The sequence below is a fragment of the Gilliamella sp. B14384G10 genome, from assembly GCF_016101685.1.
Taxonomy (GTDB): Bacteria; Pseudomonadota; Gammaproteobacteria; order Enterobacterales; family Orbaceae; genus Gilliamella; species Gilliamella apis_A.
Window position 1 is genome coordinate 13,425 of sequence record NZ_JACFQA010000001.1, and the last position, 17,647, is coordinate 31,071.

Sequence of the window (17,647 nt, forward strand, 5' to 3'; positions counted from 1 at the left end):
TCTACTACTCCATTAATATCAGTGAAAATGCCATTCCCGGATTATGATTCAAAACTTTAATCTCTCCATGGATCTGACTCGCTAACTGCTTGGCTATCGTCAAACCGATTCCTGTACCCGAAACGCCTTCAGTTATCGATGAATTGACTCGATAAAATGGCTCAAAAATCTGTTTTAATAGATGACTGGCAATGCCATCTCCATAATCACGAACAGTAATTGTTACCAGTTTTCCTTTTCTGGTCAAAGATAAATCAATTCGCTTACCATTAAAAGCATATTTCTCGGCATTGCTCAAAAAGTTATTGAGAATTTGCATGACACTATCTTCATCAGTATCAACTATACAATCATTTTCAAGAGTAGTGATGTTCAGTTGTAATGATTTAGCCTCTAAAATAGGTTTAAAAGTTTGATATATCTGTTTAATTAGTATGGTTAAATTTACTTGTTTTATATTTAAACGACTTGGTTTATTAAAAGTTAAAACATTTTGCACCAATCGCGTAAGTCGTTTACTTTCTGCACTAATTATATGCAGATAATCAGGAACAGGGTCCGGCTCATCTTCTAAACATTCAGATAACATTTCTGAATAAAGAGAGATATTGGTTAAAGGCGTTTTAAATTCATGCGAAACCTGCCCAACAAAACTTACTTGTTGTTTTGCTAAACGTAGTGTTCGGGTATATTCTCGATAACCGTAACCAATAAACCCAAGCAAAACGATAAAAAATAATCCAATAACGCCTGAACCTAATAAATATAAATTAACTAAGTTTGGTGAAGAATAATAATAGGTTAAATGCCAATTTTGTAGGGGATAATTAAGCCTTAGAGAAATTTCATTATCGAATTTTTCACCATTACTATATATCTGTTTATCGCCATCGGATAATTTAAAATTATCATCAGAATCATATGTATCTAATAAACTGATAACATCAAATGAAAACTTTATATTGGAAAATTCAAAACCAATAATATTATCCGATTGAATTGTCCAATAAATTAAGTGGTTATATATTTGATACCAACCAGAGCTTGGTTGAGATTGTTCTGAATAATCTTGTTGATTGATCAAAACAGAATTATCTAATGCAATTGATTCAACCAGATTGTGCCATTGAGAATCATCAGAATCACTTAAAAATAAAATCCTATTTTTGTTGATGATAAAAATATTCTTAAAATCCGTTTCCGTTTCTAATAAATCCTCAGCTTTACCATAGTCATTATCAATTTGTAATGCCAAACTATTAAGATAAGATAGACGTTGATTCAACAACGATTCAATCGATAATTTGATATTATTCATATGACTTTTAGCGAGTAAGGTTTCATTATTTTCTCTTAATAAAACCTCATGTTCAACGCTTCGCCAACCTAAATAACTTATAAATGTCATTAATATCAATAAAGATAAAATCGTTGTTAATTTCTTCATAACTATTTTTTAATTACATTACTTTTTGACTCAAACTGTTGTTGAGTTATTATTTTACGAGAAACATTTCTATTCTGATTTTTAACGGCATCAGCCATAATATTATTTTTCTCAATTTGGCCATCTAATCTCGCTTTTGACGAAGGTGATACGATTATGTCTGAAAATGATGCAAGTCTACTGCTATTTTCTATAATCATCATTTCTGCTTGCTCTTGCATACCTTGATCATAGAGCTCTAATGCTTTTTCATTCGCAATTGTCACTTTTTGAATTTCTGACTCTGCTAAGACATCTTGGATTATTGAATCCTCGACCAATTTTTGATTATTGGTATACGCAATGTTAACCGATTGCGTTTGATGTTCAATCTTATTCACCAATAAATTATCATACTTCAAATCAATTTGAGCTAAAGTTTTATTTTGACCCACTTTACCTTCATCAGGTATCACTTCTAACAATACATACTTTTCTTGATTTGAAAACAATTGATTCATTTTAACCGTGACTTGATTCTCTTTGATCACGCCATCTCGACCAAGTAAACGCACAGGTTTAACACCATCTTTCAATTGAATAGTAATCACAACGTCTTGAGCAATAGTTGACATTACATCAGTAAATTCGTGAACAAACACATTTTCGAGATCGGCAGAATTATTTACAAACACATGATTTCCATCACTATAACTTGCGATCGATGACATTAATAATTCATTATAATCAGAACCTATCCCCATAGTGGTAATAGCAATATTCTTTTTCGCGGCAATAATAGCCAATTCAGATAGCTCATTTACTGAGCTTGGACCAACATTAGCCTGACCATCAGATAGCAAAATAATACGATTAACTTTATCTTTTGTCAGTTGATTTTCAACTTGCTTAATACCTTTACTTAAGCCAGCAAATAAAGCTGTTCCTCCACCGGCAAAAACATTTTTATTAATTAATTGTATAATTTTTTGTTTATTTTTTACTTTGGTTGCAGGCACAATCACTTTTGCTTCATTATCATAAGCAACAATAGATAGCGTATCTTCTTCGTTCAATAAATTAACCGCAAAAATAGCTGCTTCTCTCGCTTTTTCGATGCGCTCCCCACCCATTGAACCTGATTTATCAATAACAATCGCTAAATTAATAGGAACGCGTTTATTGGTATCAATTTTTTGGCCTGATAATGAGACTTTTAAGTAATTTTTTTCTGGATGGCCTTCCATTATAACTGGTGAAGACAATTCTGAACGAACTTGAATTTGTTTAACCCCACTGTTTTGTTCTGCATAGCTTAATAAGCTACAAATAGAAAGCCCCAACATGGCAAATATTTTAATAAATTTCATAGTGTTTCCCTTCCTGTATAAAGTTTATTCAATTATTCACCAATTGCCAAATAAACTGTCTAATTAATGTATTTAATTGTAAAAGTTTGTAAAAAGTAAAATCATAACCGAGATAAAATTATCGTTTAAAAATATTTCTATTCGTACTTAAACTAACCAATCTCTAGATTTTACGGTGTGTTAACTGTTTGTTTATTGCCAGTCAAAACCGCATAGGTATATAATAAAATATTATTTGCTCTTAAAGAGAATAGTTAGAGAACATTTAATATGACTCAATCAAAACTTGAACTTATCAGAAATAGTATTATTACTATACCTAATTATCCTAAACAAGGGATTTTATTTCGGGATATTACCAGTTTATTAGAAGACCCAATCGCCTTCAGAACATCAATCGATCTTTTAATTGAGCATTATAAAGATAAAAAAATCGATAAAGTTGTTGGCACCGAAGCGCGTGGTTTTATTTTTGCCGCCCCTCTTGCTTTAGCCTTAGGTGTTGGTTTTGTACCTGTTAGAAAACCGAATAAGTTACCGCGTCACGTTTTTAGAGAAGAATATCAACTCGAATATGGTACCGATACTTTAGAAATGCATTGTGATGCCATAAAACCTAATGAGCGAGTATTGATTATTGACGATTTACTAGCAACAGGAGGGACCGTTGCAGCAACCGCTAAATTAATTCAAAAAGCGGGAGGGATCGCTGAAGATGCCGCTTTTGTCATCAATTTACCTGATTTACAGGGTAAAACCAAATTAACCGCTATGGGAATCAACTGCTATACGTTAGTCGATTTTGCTGGTGAATAATCTTTATATTATCGGGCGATAATTCGCCCTACTTCTAATCTCATATTAGCGATGCTTATTTTAAATATAAACAATTAATTGTTGTTGCTCACCATTTATAAATTCCTCTCAATATTTCTGATCAACAAAATAGCATAAAAATGCATATTACAAACCTATAAGCTAATCAAAAAGCTTGATTTTGTTTTTTTAATGAATTATTATTCAAAATTACTGCATAATTATTACAAGGAATTTATAAGATGAAAAAATTTAGTCATATCATTGCTAGAACACCGGCGAAATCATTAATTAATGGCTTAACGTCAGCTAATCTAGGCAAACCTGACTATCAAAAAGCGCTCGATCAACATAACAGCTACATTCGAGCATTACAACAATGTGATGTCGATATCACCATCCTACCAGCTAGCGAACAATTTCCTGATTCAGTTTTTGTTGAAGATGTTGCCCTTTGTACACCTCATTGCGTAATCATTACTAGACCAGGAGCCGAATCTCGTCGAGCTGAAACAGAACTAATTACTGAGGCTGTTAGTCGTTTTTATCCAAATAAAGTTGAATATATTAAGGCACCAGGCACCGTAGAAGCGGGTGACATCATGATGGTTGAAAATCACTTTTACATTGGTCTTTCCGCTCGAACCAATCAAGAAGGTGCAAACCAAATGATTGCAATATTGGAAAAATATGGTTTAACTGGTTCGGTCGTCACTTTAGAAAAAGTATTACACTTAAAAACGGGACTTGCCTATTTGGAACACAATAACTTATTAGCTGCAGGTGAATTTATTACTAAGCCAGAATTTCAACATCTCAATATCATTGAAATCCCTGAACAAGAAAGTTATGCAGCTAACTGTATATGGGTCAATGAACGAGTGATAATGCCGGCTGGTTATCCTATTACTAAAGCCAAAATTGAAGCACTCGGTTATCAGGTCATTGAAGTTGATACTTCAGAATATCGCAAAATCGATGGTGGAGTAAGCTGTATGTCATTGCGATTTTAATTTAAAAAACCACAAAAATTAAACAAACTAAATAAGAAAACAATATGAATACACCAGTAAGAAAAAAGCTTGGCATACTTCCTCTCACATTACTGGTGGTGGGAAGTATTGTCGGTAGTGGTATTTTTAGCCTACCACAAAATATGGCTGAAGGTGCCGGTGCCGGTGCGATACTTATCGCATGGGCCGTAACATTATTCGGCATGTTTATGCTGACACGAATATTTCAATATCTTTCTATTAGGTTTTACAAAATTAATGAAGGTTTATATGGTTATGTTCGTGAAGGATTTGGGGATTATATCGGTTTTAATGCCGCGTGGGGTTATTGGATATCAGCTTGGATGTCTTGTACTAGCTATTTAGTTATCTTATTTAGTGCATTAGGCTCTTTTGATTGTTTTGCATTTTTTGGTAATGGTACGACAATTCCTGCCGTTATTGCCGGACTTATCCTTTTATGGATTATGCACTTTTTTGTCATTAACGGAATTTACCAAGCATTTTTACTTAATTGCCTAGTAACGCTAGCTAAAATTGTACCTATCGGTTTATTTATCGTTTGTGTTGTTTTAGCCTTTAAAATTTCAACTTTTAACACTGATTTTTGGGGAACACCACAATTAGGTTCAATCATTGATCAGGTAAAATATACTATGCTTTATACTGTATGGGTTTATTTGGGGATTGAAAGTGCTACTGTCTATGCTGCACGAGCGAAAAATATAATCAGTATAAGTCGAGCCACTTTTTTTGGTTTTGCCATTACTAGTCTTTTATTAGTTTGTGTTTCCGTTCTTTCATTAGGCATTGTGCCACAACATGAACTCGCACAAATGAAAAATCCGTCAATGGCACTAGTCATTGAACATGTCGTTGGTAGTTGGGGCGCCACATTTATTAATATTGGTTTGATAGTTTCAGTAAGTGGTGGATTATTATCATGGTTAATGTTAGCTGCAGAAATGTTATTTTTAGCCGGTCAAGGTAAACAACATACTGTTCCTAGATGCTTTGGTAAACTTAATAAAAACAGCACACCAGCTAATGCTTTATGGTTAACAACCAGCTTAATTAGCTTGTTAATTATACTTGCTCATTTTTATGAATCTGGTTATAACACGTTGATTCAATTATCAACATCTATGGTGCTTATCCCCTATCTACTTTCAGCACTGTTTATGTTTAAATTAGCAATACATCAACCTAGAAAATATCTCATTTTCATTGGTGCATTTGGCTCGCTATATGGACTTTGGTTAATCTATGCTGGCGGTGTATCATATTTACTACTATCGATGATTTTATATAGTGTTGGACTACTATTCTATCTTTATGCCAGAAAGCAAAGACAACTATCAGCGTTTAGCTATTTACATGATAAAATTTATGCCATAGCTATAGTGGTACTTGCCATTATTGCCATTGTTTATTTTTATATCATTCCTCATTAATCAATAAATAAGGCGTTATTTACGAAATAGATAAAAGTCGGTCAACAGTTGTCTAAATTGTTGGGAATAACGCCCTTGTTCATCTCGCATACACAGTGATTGACGTTCAACACTAGCATGCTGATTAAATGAAAATGCCATCAGTACTAATGAATAATCTTTATTTGCTGTATATTTAACTTGCAGTTCATGACACAAATATAACTGGTTTAACACAGTTAATTGCTTAAATTGCTCAGTAAGATGATAAGGTAAAACTAAACCAAACAACCCTTGCGGATTTAATAATCGTTTTACTACATCAATAAGTTGCTGATAGTTAAGACTTTCTGTATAACGGGCTAATTGCCGTTCTGTACTACGACACTCTACAGCAGACTGAAAATAAGGAGGATTAGTGACAATTAAATCATAACATCTTCGCTCAGTAGTCCTAAATTGATTCACATCGATATTTAATGGCTTAATATTTTTAAAGCCTGCATTTAAGCTATTCTCATGACATTGCAATATAGCTTGCATATCGATATCAATCGCATCAATTTGACATGCCTGATGTTCTAAACGTTGAGCCAACATTAAGGCAATTACGCCACATCCAGTACCGATATCTAAAACATGTTGTACATCACCTTTAATTGGTACCCATGCACCTAATAAACAACTATCAGTTGTCACCTTCATTGGACTTTTGTCGTGAGCAACAAAAAAACGTCTAAAGGTAAATCCACCTTGTTTTAATGGTAATTGATTATTTGCCATGCTTAAATTTTCTAAATAATGGTTTATTCGATGCAATTGCGTCAGCCCAGCGAGTTGGTTCAGGCAATCGATAACCTCGTAAACACTGTTTTACCCAATGTAATGCACTAGTTTGACTAATTTTGTGTCCTGCTGAAATAAATAACGGATTACAATTATTTTTACTCTGCAATACCCAACCAATTTGCTCATGTTTATCTAGTAAAGGGGTTACATTACCCGCTTGTTTTGCTTGCTCTTGATATTGCCCACATAATTTGCTTTTTGCGACACCTATAGTTGGCATATCTAACAATAAACCAAGATGACTAGCAATTCCTAAACGTCTTGGATGCGCTATCCCCTGACCATCAACTAATAGTAAATCTGGTTTATGTTTAAGCTGTTGCCATGCATTTAACAATGCTGGGTATTCTCGAAAAGATAGATATCCCGGAATATAGGGAAAACTTGTCGCTAATCGAGCAATATGATACTCAACCACATCAAAATCAGGGAAAGTCAATGTCACTATCGCAGCTCTAGTTACTGTTCCATCTTGCTCAAAACCAACATCTGTACCAGCAATTAATTTGATTGCTGGATTAAATTCATCAACCAGCCTCACCTGTTCGGCTAGTTGTTGTTGTGAATGTTTTAATTGTGCTAAATTGATAGACATTTCAATTCTGCTGAGTATTATGAGTTGCAATAAAACGATTTTACCAGAATTAGTATGTCTTATACATTAACAAATCCTAGCCAATTAACCGAAGAGATAAAAAAAAGCCGCTTTATTGTCAATGCGGCTCCAATTATTAATGCTCAACAGGCAGCCGAGTTTATCGACAGCGTCAGTGATCCAAATGCAACACATAATTGTTGGGCATGGAAAATTGGTCAACAATATCGCTTTAATGATGATGGTGAACCAACCAGTACCGCCGGCCGCCCTATTTTATCTGCCATCGAAGGTCAAGATTGTGATCAGGTGGTAGTGGTAGTTACCCGTTATTTTGGTGGTATCAAATTAGGTACAGGTGGACTCATTCGGGCTTACGGTGGTTCGGCTAGTCATTGTTTACAACAAGCAGAATTAATTGAACTTATCGCTAGAATTTCTTTGCAATTTCACTGCTATTACAATGAATGGCCAATTATCGAAAACCGTTTAAAAGAACTGGATGCGCTCATTGAACAACAAGATTTTGATGCTGAAGGCGTAACTGTCAGTATTGCTATCACACTAGATAATCTAGCTATACTCAAAAAAAATATTAGCGATATTACTCGCGGTAGAGTGATTATCAAGACTTAAAATACCTGTATAAACACACAGTCAAATATAATAAAAAAATTGGTAGAAATTGTAGACTGAGTATTTTAATTATAAAACAAATGGTTATAATTAGAGTGTTCCCTATACACATAGGGATAAACCGCTTGATTTTAGTGACCTATTAGATATTGCATCGTGTTCCCTACCAATATAAAGATAGATTCAAAATGGATGAATATGACAGAAAGAGCTGGAATTATTTTTTTGGTCTTTTTCTTGTAAAATTCAACTATTTTTGACCAGTAAAACTCAATATTACTGGTCAAAAACTTGCTAAAAGAGAGTTAAATCTTCGCTTTGATTATTTAAACGTTACTAAATCTTTATAATGTTTATTTACAGCAGCTATTAACGACCTAACTTGTTCATCACCATCAATAAAAATATAAACATTATCTAATCGAGGATAATATTGCTTGAAAAATTTTCCACTTGGGGTTCTTGCCGGACAAAAATGGAAAACAAGTGCATCCTTGCTACAACCCATAGCCATAAAATCGTCCCAATAAAAAATACCTTCCATATCGATCGATTTTATGTAGATACCTTCTTGGAAATAAGCACAATAACATTCAACAGGCCATTCAAGATTTTTTTTATAAAGCTTCTTAACTGAACGTATTTCTAAATATATTTTTAAATAATGATCTACAAGATAGACTAAAATTCCTATGTCAATTAATGGAATTACAGTCAAATACTTTCCAACTTTGTTGGCAAAAGAAGGCGAGAATAAATTAACTATATAAGTTACTATAATGGCGAGGATAAGGGCAACAATCAAAGCAAAAAAAGTGATTATTGCCTTTTTAGGAAAATACATACGATGTATTATTCGGGAAATTTTTGCCAAAAGCTCTGCTCGTGATTCAAATCTAATTGTACGCTCAAACAAAAAATGCGCCTCTTTAGGATTGAAAGCATAATAAGGTTCTTTTACTCGTTGTTTCATTGATATTCCTAATACGATTTCTTTTAATGATAAACAGAATTATTATAGAACATCACGATTAGTTGTAAATTACCTCTTTCACTTTTCTATCGCATATAGAAATTCCCTTATAATTTTATGTAGTTAATTCTCCTATTAATATTTATTGTTAGCTAATATCTTTGTAAAACTTATTAAAATATTGAAGATAATTTTATTTATCTTTCAATTCATATACTGTACCGTCACCCCAAGTACCAATATAATAGCTACCATTATGATAAGCTAAGGCTACTGCTCCAGATAAATTGCCAACTAAGGTCGATACTTTTTTAGTTTTTACATCAATTTGTCGAACCATTCCAGCACCATTATCAATAACGGCGGCAACATTTGGTGCAACTGTAACAATACCAACACCTGGGCGATTAAAATCCGAACCTAGCTCAGTTTTAGTGCCATTTGGGCTGATCATGGTTAAACGACCACTGTATTGTGAAACAACTAAACTGTTATCAGCTAATTGAGTTACACCAACTGGTGTGGTCAATCCACGCGCAATAATGCTTTTTTGCTTAGTTTTAAGATCAAGAGAAACTATCTCACCAGTTGAACGATTAGTAATGAGTAATTGACCTTGATTAGAAAAAGCGATACCAGTAGGAGTATGATAACCATCAGATATTTTTTCTGATTTACCATTACTATCAATTTTTACAATGTAATCATCGCCATATGATGAAACATAAACATTATCTTCTGCATCAATAACGATACCAGCTGGTGAAGATATACCTGAATAAAAAGTCTCTGTTTCACCATTTGATTTGACTCTCGTAACTGAGTTACCTGACCAATTGGTTACATACATTAATCCCTTACTATCAAACGCAATGCCTGTTGGTGCACTAAAGCTTGAAGAAATTTTAGTTAAATCAGCCATACAGAATGCTCCATAAAAACAACAAAATATAAATAGTGAAAATTGTAACAATCTTTTTTTCATGATGAGTCTCCTTAATAATTAATACCTACAATTTTATTTTCTATGATTACTTTTGATAAGTTGAATACCAACTAACGCTAAAACTAGATTAACAATTGTCAATAAGACACAAATAGCTATCACGCCATTCCAAGCCATATTTTGATAAACGATACCTAATAAATAGGTACCAATACTGCCTCCTGCCAAACAAGAAAGTAAATATAAGGATGAAATAGCTCCGCGTGAATTAATGGGTACATTTTTATTAAGCATGGCAATAACTAATGGTTGAATACCAAATACAAACAAAAACAAACTAAAAATCCCTAACCCAATAACATATAACCTTGAGCTATAACCAATAGTCACAACCGTTACACATACAGCTAACAAATAAATGATTAAAAGATAGCGTTCATTTATAACCCGTAATAATTTACTCGTAATTATGGTGCCAATAATCGCACTAAGCCCAGCAAAATTAAGCCATCCCAAAACTGTTGCAGATAAAGAAAAAGGTGCACTTTTTAGATAAAAAGTGAGTAGTGAAGATAATCCTAAATAAACAAAGAAAAGTAGAAAACCAACAGATAGAAATATTATCACTGTTTTATCAAATAATATTTTAATTGCCGTCAAATATGTACCAATTACACTGGTGGTTGAAGATTGATGGCTTGATTGTTTTATTGCGAAAGGAACAAAAAGACATGCGATCGTTATCAAACCGGCATATATGGCAAAGGCAACTTGCCAAGACCAAAAATCAGTTAACATAGCAACCAAACTTCGACTAAAAATAATACCTATAATTGAAGCTGAAATCATAATACCCATTGCTTGCGGTAACTTATGATTAGGCGTATTTTTAGCTGTATAAGCAAACAATGCTGCCGGAACCGCTGCAGCAAAAAATCCGATCAATGACATAACCACCAAATATAAATTGAAACTATCTACAATCACAGATAACTCTAGGCAACAAACAGTTCCAATACTGCCAACCAAAACTAACAACTTGGTTGAAACTTTATCCGATAAAGGGCCATAAATAAAAAACGAGATAGCATAAAAAAAACATGATAAGCTGAATACATTTCTGGCGGCTAAAATATCGATATCATAAGTTTGAGAGATCTCTTGAAAGATAAGTTGACTTATATAAACCGATCCGACTAACAGCACGATTAATAATGCTGACAGCACTAAACGCGGTTTTGTCTGTATTGGCTCTTCTGTAGAGATGGATTCCATGAACAAAATACCAATTGCTAATTGATTAAACTTGAGAGAGGTTATCTAACAATACAGCAATATAGAAATACATATTTTGTTATACGAAATTCGTATCGCAGAAAAAATCATATAAACAAATGCAAAAAACAAAGTTCTCATTCATAATAATAATCTAATTTAGATAGATAAATGACATAAACGCTTACAACTCAGCGAAATAGTTTATTAGGGATAGTAAAATTTATGGACATCTATAGCAAAAGATTACCAACGATTAAACAATTACAATATTTTATTGCTGTTTGTGAAGAACTCAGTTTTACTGGTGCAGCTGAAAAACTGGGCATTAGTCAACCCCCTCTTTCAATGCAAATTAGAAATTTAGAAGACAAGTTACAAAGCACATTATTTTTGCGAAACTCACACAACGTTGTATTAACCAAAGAAGGGGAAATATTAAAATCAAAAGTAACACAATTATTAAATGATCTTTGCTCTATCACTAAAGCAACTAAGACAAGTATTCTTGAAAAGGTCACGGTAGGGACAACAAAAACCTTATCTTTTGATTATATTCCTTTCTTTAAATTATTTTTATCAGAATTTAGAGATGAGACTAAAATATATAAACATAACTATACTTCGAAAGAGCTACTTCTTGAACTACAAAAAGGCAATATTGATTTTGCAATTGTCTCCGATTACCCAACTAGAGATTTTAGTGAAAACTCATTACTCATTTATCAAGAACCAGTAACATTAGTATTACCGGCAAGTCATCCATGTTGTCAACAAAACAAAGTAAATCTTGATGATGTCACTGATTTACCATTATTTTGGTTTAAACAACAAGTAAATCCTTTTTTTTACGATCAATGTGAACAAGTATTCAATAAACTCGCCCATCCACTATCTCGTCGAGCCGAACTTGCAGATAATTTATCTATGCTGCTAGAGGTTGCATTAGGTAAAGCAATGATGCTTCTACCACAATCAATGGCACAAGCTAAAGTTGAAGGAGTTACCTATAAAAAATTGATCTCAAATCAAGATAAAAGATTAAAAATAAATATTTATCTGATTTGGCGTAAAGATTTAAAAATCACCGCAGTTAATCAGGCGATAATAAATTATTTTAAGCGAGGTTAATGTATAGAATGGCTTCATTAGGATTGCAAAAACCCCCTTTCCTCAAAATTTTCATTTTTTAATAAATTGGTATTTATCGTAATTTGCGTTGCAAACTTTCAATAAAGTTTTCTATAACAATATTGTTATTATATCCACGTTGCCAATTTCTTAAGAACATGATTTGTTTAGGATTTAGGTATATAGGCTTACCTTCAATTTCTACGCTTCGCTCATTTGAAAACAAATGCCCAGAAGTTAAATGTGAATCTAATTGTTGAGCAGTGATATTTCTATTTAAATTTTTATGCGTTTGAACAAAAAACTGCTTAAACCAATTATCATAATCAACTAAGTCATATTCACCAGTTAATTCATACCCCCAAGCAGTTTTGCGAATATTTTCAAAATGAAAATGTAAATTCCTTTTTGGAAAGGCACAATAAACAAAATGATATTGTTGGAATTTTCCAATCGTATGTGCTGATATTTTAAAATTATGTTGCAATATTTGCGTAACAATAAAAGCCGATTGATTATAAATTCGTAAAAAAGAACCTTCATCAATGAGGCTTAAAAAACCTTGTCTTTGACTAATTTCTAATTTGTCATTAATTTTAATGTTCATTTTTTATTCTGTTTTTTTCGGCGTGATAACGCTAATCGCGTCATCACGCCGGTGACTGGGCGACTTTCTTTTTCAAACTTGAGTTCTAACGATTTATCTTATAATTATAAACTTATAATGCTCATAAAAAATCTAATATAACAATCAGTAATTATCTGCAAACAAGATAACCAGGTGCATTCGATCTTTCCGCATCAACACCAATTAGCCCTGTTCCTGCATTAACATCAACATGATTACCATAATTGCTACCATAATAACGATCTTTCGTCCAATATCTATCATTGGCTTTCTCCCAACCAGAGTCAGGATAAGATGTACGAACTGTATATCCCCATTCAGGAAAAAGACCCTCACCAATTGCTCGTGTATAACCATTAGCAGTATTTTGAGTATCATTCATATTATATTGAGGAGCATTAGTTAGTTCTTTGTATGATAATAATTGATCCTCACCACATATTTGGATTGCAGGCTTCCACCAATCAAAAAAACCTTTAACTGGATTTACCCATACACTAGTAGGATTAAAAGTATAGTCATGTTTGACATTTGAATCTTGTTTTAATGTAGCTCGAACAGTTACATATCCACTAGGTTTACCATTTAAAGTAACATAGCCTTTTTCATCGACGACTACTTGTTCTCCAGGGTTATTTGTAATAGTAAATGTATAATCACTTACTGGACGAGTAAAAATCAACTGAAATTTAGCACCCTCAAATCCGGTTGTAGGAAATTTTTTACCTCCTGATTCAGTAGGATTGATTTTAAACCCTAAATTTGGCACATAATCTGAATTATAACCGCCACCAGCAGCTGTTCTGGATGTATAATTAGGATCATTCCATCTGATAAATCTATTATTACTACCAAAGCTTAACCATTGATTTCTAGGATTTCTTTCTATCGCATAAGGTTTTACATAACAAAGCTTCGATGCTAATGAGATTTTGTATACTTTTTTTATTGTGACAAAATCACTTTTTCTTGGCTGACCATATTGTGAAAGTGCTTGCACTTGATTACTTATCTCTAACCTTAATGGAAATGAGTAATCTTCTCCACAGTCTGTTAACTCAGTTTTATCTTTGGCAGTTATTTTATTATCATTAGCATCAAACCATTGCCACACAGTTGCCGTCATTAAAAAGGGCTGCGTTGGATCGATAGCATCACCGTCTAAATCTTGATAATTAATTTTATTGTCTAACGTTTGATAATTATATTGTTTTACAATAAATTGATTTAGATCTAAATTACCGTCAAACTCTTTAATTTCACCTTCTTTTATATTACCTGTTGATTCACTATAAAATACACCATTTACCGTGAAACCAAGCTTATCTGAGGCTGTTTTTAAATTAACAACCTTAGGGCTATTTCCTTGAATAACATTGACTGTAAAACTACTTAAACCATAAGAATTAGGCACCATAGATAAATATAAGAAAATAAGAAGCCACTTTGGTACAGAAAATTGCTTAAAAGAATAGAATAATAAATTATTTAACGATATATGTTGTTGAAGTGATTTTTGTAAACAATTTGATACACTTTTTATTGAATGGATATAAAAACATTTCTGTGTTAATAATAAACCCGATGCCCGATGCCCGATGCCCGATGCCCGATGCCCGATGCCCGATTAAGACCACATTTTAACATATTTTCGCTAGTCCCTGCTGTAATTTACGCTTAATTTTCAATTAAAACAATTAGATAAATATCTAACTTCATGTTTATTAGTTTAAATAAACATCAAACTAAAATCATTAAAGATGTGCAAGGAATATTAATATAAAATTAATGATATGCAATAATTTTTTATGTAAACATTTGTTAAGAAAAAATTAAGCAATAATAAAAACATTACGGAAAATCTTTTTTGATTAAGTTATTGCTACAATTTTGTAATTTTTCATATTTCGATCTATTTTAACAAATATTGCTTGCTAATAGCAAAGCCATTACAATGAAGCACAATTAACCATAACTCTTTTATTCCTATGATCACTTATGTTAATGCGACTTTAGATGATTTACCTTTTATCGTGGAGGTTTATAATTCGACTATTGCCAGTCGTCAGGTAACGGCCGATTTGCAGCCGGTGTCGGTTGAAAGCCGAATTGCATGGTTTGAACAGCATAATCCGCAAAAACGTCCGCTTTGGTTAATCAAATATCAAAATCAACCTTGTGGTTGGGTCAGTTTGTCATCTTTTTATGGTCGTCCAGCTTATGATAAAACAGTTGAGATAAGCCTATATATTCATCAAGATTTTAGAGGCAAAAAAATTGGTCAAACTGCTGTTCGAGAAATTGAGTCATTTGCCAAACAAGTGGGTATTGACGCTATATTGAGCTATGTTTTTGGCCATAATATTCCAAGCATTAAGCTATTCGAAAAAATGCATTATCAACAATGGGCATTACTGCCCAACATTGCTGAACTTGATGGTATTAAACGTGATTTGGTTATTTTAGGTAAACGATTTGATTAAACTAATTATCTAATTTAATGTGAGTTTTTCAACGGAAACTTTAGCATATGTCTATCTTAAAAAATGTTCAACCGCTCTATAATCAAGCGAAAATTACCAGTATTTTAATACTGATTAATATAGCTTGTTTTTTTATTTCTCGACTACTTGATGAGCGAGGATTCTCAACATTTAGTCAAAATAGATTCCTGATTGATTGGGGGGCTGATGTTGCTCAGTTAACTTTCTCAGGTCAATATTGGCGCTTATTTACTAATATTTTTATGCATGTTAGCTTAACCCATCTTGCTATGAATATGTTAGCATTGTGGAGTATTGGCATTATTCTAGAACGCTTGCTACCACCATTAGCCTTTATTGGCATTTATCTATTATCAGGATTATTTGGTAGTTTAGCCAGTGATGTTGCCACTATTAATCATAATGTCATTAGTTGTGGCGCATCAGGTGCAATTTTAGGAATTATTACGGCATTACTTGCGTATTGTTTAATTAATCGTACTGACTTACAAGAGATGCCAATCAAATCAATCGTAGTCAGTTTATTACTGACCTTTGGGTTAGGATTGCTACCTTCTATTGATAATATGGCACATATTGGTGGAGCTATCACTGGCCTTATTTTAGGCGGACTAATTAGTGTTTGTTTAGAAAAATTCCGCTATCAAAAACAGATCTGCACACTATTAATTATCACGATATTAATAATGTCATCTTTACTTTTATATTGGGGTTATCAGCATTATCAATTGATAAGTGGCTATCAATATTATTAAAAATAAGGCGCAAATCAGATATTGCGCCTTGTTTATGTTTTATTATCATTAATAGCTACTTAGCACGCGAGCCGGATCGATTTTACAAGCTCTTTGCGCTGGATAATAACTGGCAATCAAACTTAGCAGCATGGCCGTAATAAATACCATGATGACATCCAAAAGATGAATTTCTGATGGTAAAAAATCAACAAAATAGATATTACTGTTTAAAAACTTATGTCCCATCATTGATTCAACCGCTGCCATAATATTAGAAAGTTGCCATGCCAATATAGATCCAAGCAATACACCAATCACACTACCAATTAATCCTGAAAGTACACCATACCAAATAAAAATACGTTTTATTAAGCGATTAGTCGCCCCAAGTGTTTTAAGGATAGCAATATCACGTTGTTTATCTTTTACTGCAATAACCAACGTCGACACAATATTGAAGCAAGCCACACCAATAACCACAATCATCGCTAAATACATAATTTGTCTAATCATTTGAATATCACGATACATGAAGCCAAAGGTATGTTCCCAACTATTAAAACTAAGATCTTCTTCAAGATTTAATGTTGCATGACCAATAATAGCACTAGCTTGATAGACATTATCAACATTAATCATCAACCCCGTGACACTGTCACCAATAGCAAGTAACTGTTGTGAATCAGCTAATGGCAATAAAGCAACATTGTTACTTAACGTACCACTTAGATCTAAAATACCGTGTACTTGCAAACGAACACGCCGAGGGGGCTTAAGTTGCTCAGGATTGTTTGATACAGGAATAAGTAAGGTAACCCACTGCCCTTCATTAACCGCTAATGATTTAGCTAATCCTGCTCCTAAAATGATTTGCTGGCTGTCAGCCTTAAAATCTTGCCATCTATTATTAAGGACATAGTTGGGTAATGAACTGATTTTCTGTTCTAGTTCTGGATCAAATCCTTGTACTTCAACAGCACCAAGCTTACTACCATTTTCAATCAATCCGGTAAAACTAACATAAGGTGTCACCGATAAGATATTTTTGTTCTCTTGTAACTCGGTTTGAACATGCTGCCAATTATCTAAGTTGCCATATTGTGAATAAATTTGACCATGAGGTACTACCGATAACACCCGATCGTTGAGTTCTCGTTCAAAACCATTCATAGCGCTTAAACCAATAATCAATGCAGCAATACCAATAGCAATGCTCAAGGTTGAAATAATTGATATCAACGAAACCATGCCACTTTTACGGCGACCTTTACGAAATTTAATGGCTGTAATTAATGATAAATTCATATTTAATTAT

17 protein-coding genes are annotated in these 17,647 nt (G+C 33.0%); 7 read left to right on the plus strand and 10 right to left on the minus strand.

Going from position 1 to position 17,647, the window contains the following annotated elements:
* Positions 1–4: 4 nt before the first annotated feature.
* Both H3T54_RS00095 and H3T54_RS00100 read right to left on the minus strand, forming a co-directional pair.
* On the minus strand, positions 5–1,447 hold the full coding sequence (locus tag H3T54_RS00095) for a cell wall metabolism sensor histidine kinase WalK (RefSeq protein ID WP_198220311.1): 1,443 nt from the start codon (positions 1,445–1,447) through the stop codon (positions 5–7).
* Between the two features lie 2 nt (positions 1,448–1,449).
* Complete coding sequence (locus H3T54_RS00100; protein ID WP_198220312.1) at positions 1,450–2,796, minus strand: VWA domain-containing protein; 1,347 nt, start codon at positions 2,794–2,796, stop codon at positions 1,450–1,452.
* A 270-nt stretch (positions 2,797–3,066) separates the two neighbouring features.
* On the opposite strand from H3T54_RS00100, the gene apt reads away from it, so the two are divergent.
* The 3 genes from apt (at position 3,067) to H3T54_RS00115 (ending at position 6,079) form a co-directional block, all read left to right on the plus strand.
* Positions 3,067–3,612 (plus strand): adenine phosphoribosyltransferase, encoded by a 546-nt coding sequence (gene apt, locus H3T54_RS00105; RefSeq protein WP_110447801.1) that lies wholly within the window; start codon positions 3,067–3,069, stop codon positions 3,610–3,612.
* Between the two features lie 242 nt (positions 3,613–3,854).
* On the plus strand, positions 3,855–4,625 hold the full coding sequence (gene ddaH, locus H3T54_RS00110) for a dimethylargininase (protein WP_198220313.1): 771 nt from the start codon (positions 3,855–3,857) through the stop codon (positions 4,623–4,625).
* Positions 4,626–4,669: 44 nt separating this feature from the next.
* On the plus strand, positions 4,670–6,079 hold the full coding sequence (locus H3T54_RS00115; protein WP_110447799.1) for a basic amino acid/polyamine antiporter: 1,410 nt from the start codon (positions 4,670–4,672) through the stop codon (positions 6,077–6,079).
* Between the two features lie 15 nt (positions 6,080–6,094).
* Here the strand turns inward: H3T54_RS00115 and H3T54_RS00120 are convergent, their stop codons facing one another.
* Both H3T54_RS00120 and nfi read right to left on the minus strand, forming a co-directional pair.
* Positions 6,095–6,841 (minus strand): tRNA1(Val) (adenine(37)-N6)-methyltransferase, encoded by a 747-nt coding sequence (locus tag H3T54_RS00120; RefSeq protein ID WP_198220314.1) that lies wholly within the window; start codon positions 6,839–6,841, stop codon positions 6,095–6,097.
* Positions 6,831–7,496, minus strand: a complete 666-nt coding sequence (gene nfi / locus H3T54_RS00125; protein ID WP_198221108.1) for a deoxyribonuclease V — start codon at positions 7,494–7,496, stop codon at positions 6,831–6,833. The genes H3T54_RS00120 and nfi overlap by 11 nt, the downstream gene beginning before the upstream one ends.
* Before the next feature lie 60 nt (positions 7,497–7,556).
* Here nfi and H3T54_RS00130 point away from each other — a divergent pair, with 60 nt between their 5' ends.
* Positions 7,557–8,138, plus strand: coding sequence for a YigZ family protein (locus tag H3T54_RS00130; protein WP_110447796.1), 582 nt, complete (start codon positions 7,557–7,559; stop codon positions 8,136–8,138).
* 322 nt (positions 8,139–8,460) lie between these two features.
* On the opposite strand, the gene H3T54_RS00135 is transcribed toward H3T54_RS00130, so the two are convergent.
* From H3T54_RS00135 to H3T54_RS00145, 3 genes are all read right to left on the minus strand, one after another.
* Positions 8,461–9,111 carry a hypothetical protein gene (locus H3T54_RS00135; protein WP_110447795.1) on the minus strand — a complete coding sequence of 217 codons (651 nt, stop codon included), beginning with the start codon at positions 9,109–9,111 and terminating at the stop codon, positions 8,461–8,463.
* Between the two features lie 193 nt (positions 9,112–9,304).
* Positions 9,305–10,096, minus strand: a complete 792-nt coding sequence (locus tag H3T54_RS00140) for a hypothetical protein (protein WP_198199991.1) — start codon at positions 10,094–10,096, stop codon at positions 9,305–9,307.
* Positions 10,097–10,129: 33 nt separating this feature from the next.
* Entirely contained in the window at positions 10,130–11,332 is a 1,203-nt protein-coding gene (locus H3T54_RS00145) for an MFS transporter (RefSeq protein ID WP_198220315.1), read from the minus strand.
* 225 nt (positions 11,333–11,557) lie between these two features.
* On the opposite strand from H3T54_RS00145, the gene H3T54_RS00150 reads away from it, so the two are divergent.
* A complete protein-coding gene (locus H3T54_RS00150; protein WP_198220316.1) occupies positions 11,558–12,463 on the plus strand; it encodes a LysR family transcriptional regulator in 906 nt (301 codons plus the stop codon).
* Positions 12,464–12,536: 73 nt separating this feature from the next.
* On the opposite strand, the gene H3T54_RS00155 is transcribed toward H3T54_RS00150, so the two are convergent.
* Positions 12,537–13,070: a hypothetical protein gene (locus H3T54_RS00155; protein ID WP_198220317.1), complete on the minus strand. Its 534-nt coding sequence runs from the start codon at positions 13,068–13,070 to the stop codon at positions 12,537–12,539.
* Between the two features lie 151 nt (positions 13,071–13,221).
* Positions 13,222–14,508: a hypothetical protein gene (locus H3T54_RS00160; RefSeq protein ID WP_198220318.1), complete on the minus strand. Its 1,287-nt coding sequence runs from the start codon at positions 14,506–14,508 to the stop codon at positions 13,222–13,224.
* A gap of 571 nt (positions 14,509–15,079) precedes the next feature.
* On the opposite strand from H3T54_RS00160, the gene H3T54_RS00165 reads away from it, so the two are divergent.
* Both H3T54_RS00165 and H3T54_RS00170 read left to right on the plus strand, forming a co-directional pair.
* Positions 15,080–15,574, plus strand: a complete 495-nt coding sequence (locus H3T54_RS00165; protein WP_198220319.1) for a GNAT family N-acetyltransferase — start codon at positions 15,080–15,082, stop codon at positions 15,572–15,574.
* Between the two features lie 47 nt (positions 15,575–15,621).
* Positions 15,622–16,350 (plus strand): rhomboid family intramembrane serine protease, encoded by a 729-nt coding sequence (locus tag H3T54_RS00170; protein WP_110447787.1) that lies wholly within the window; start codon positions 15,622–15,624, stop codon positions 16,348–16,350.
* A gap of 48 nt (positions 16,351–16,398) precedes the next feature.
* Here the strand turns inward: H3T54_RS00170 and lolE are convergent, their stop codons facing one another.
* Positions 16,399–17,637 (minus strand): lipoprotein-releasing ABC transporter permease subunit LolE, encoded by a 1,239-nt coding sequence (gene lolE, locus H3T54_RS00175; RefSeq protein WP_110447786.1) that lies wholly within the window; start codon positions 17,635–17,637, stop codon positions 16,399–16,401.
* Positions 17,638–17,647 lie beyond the last annotated feature (10 nt).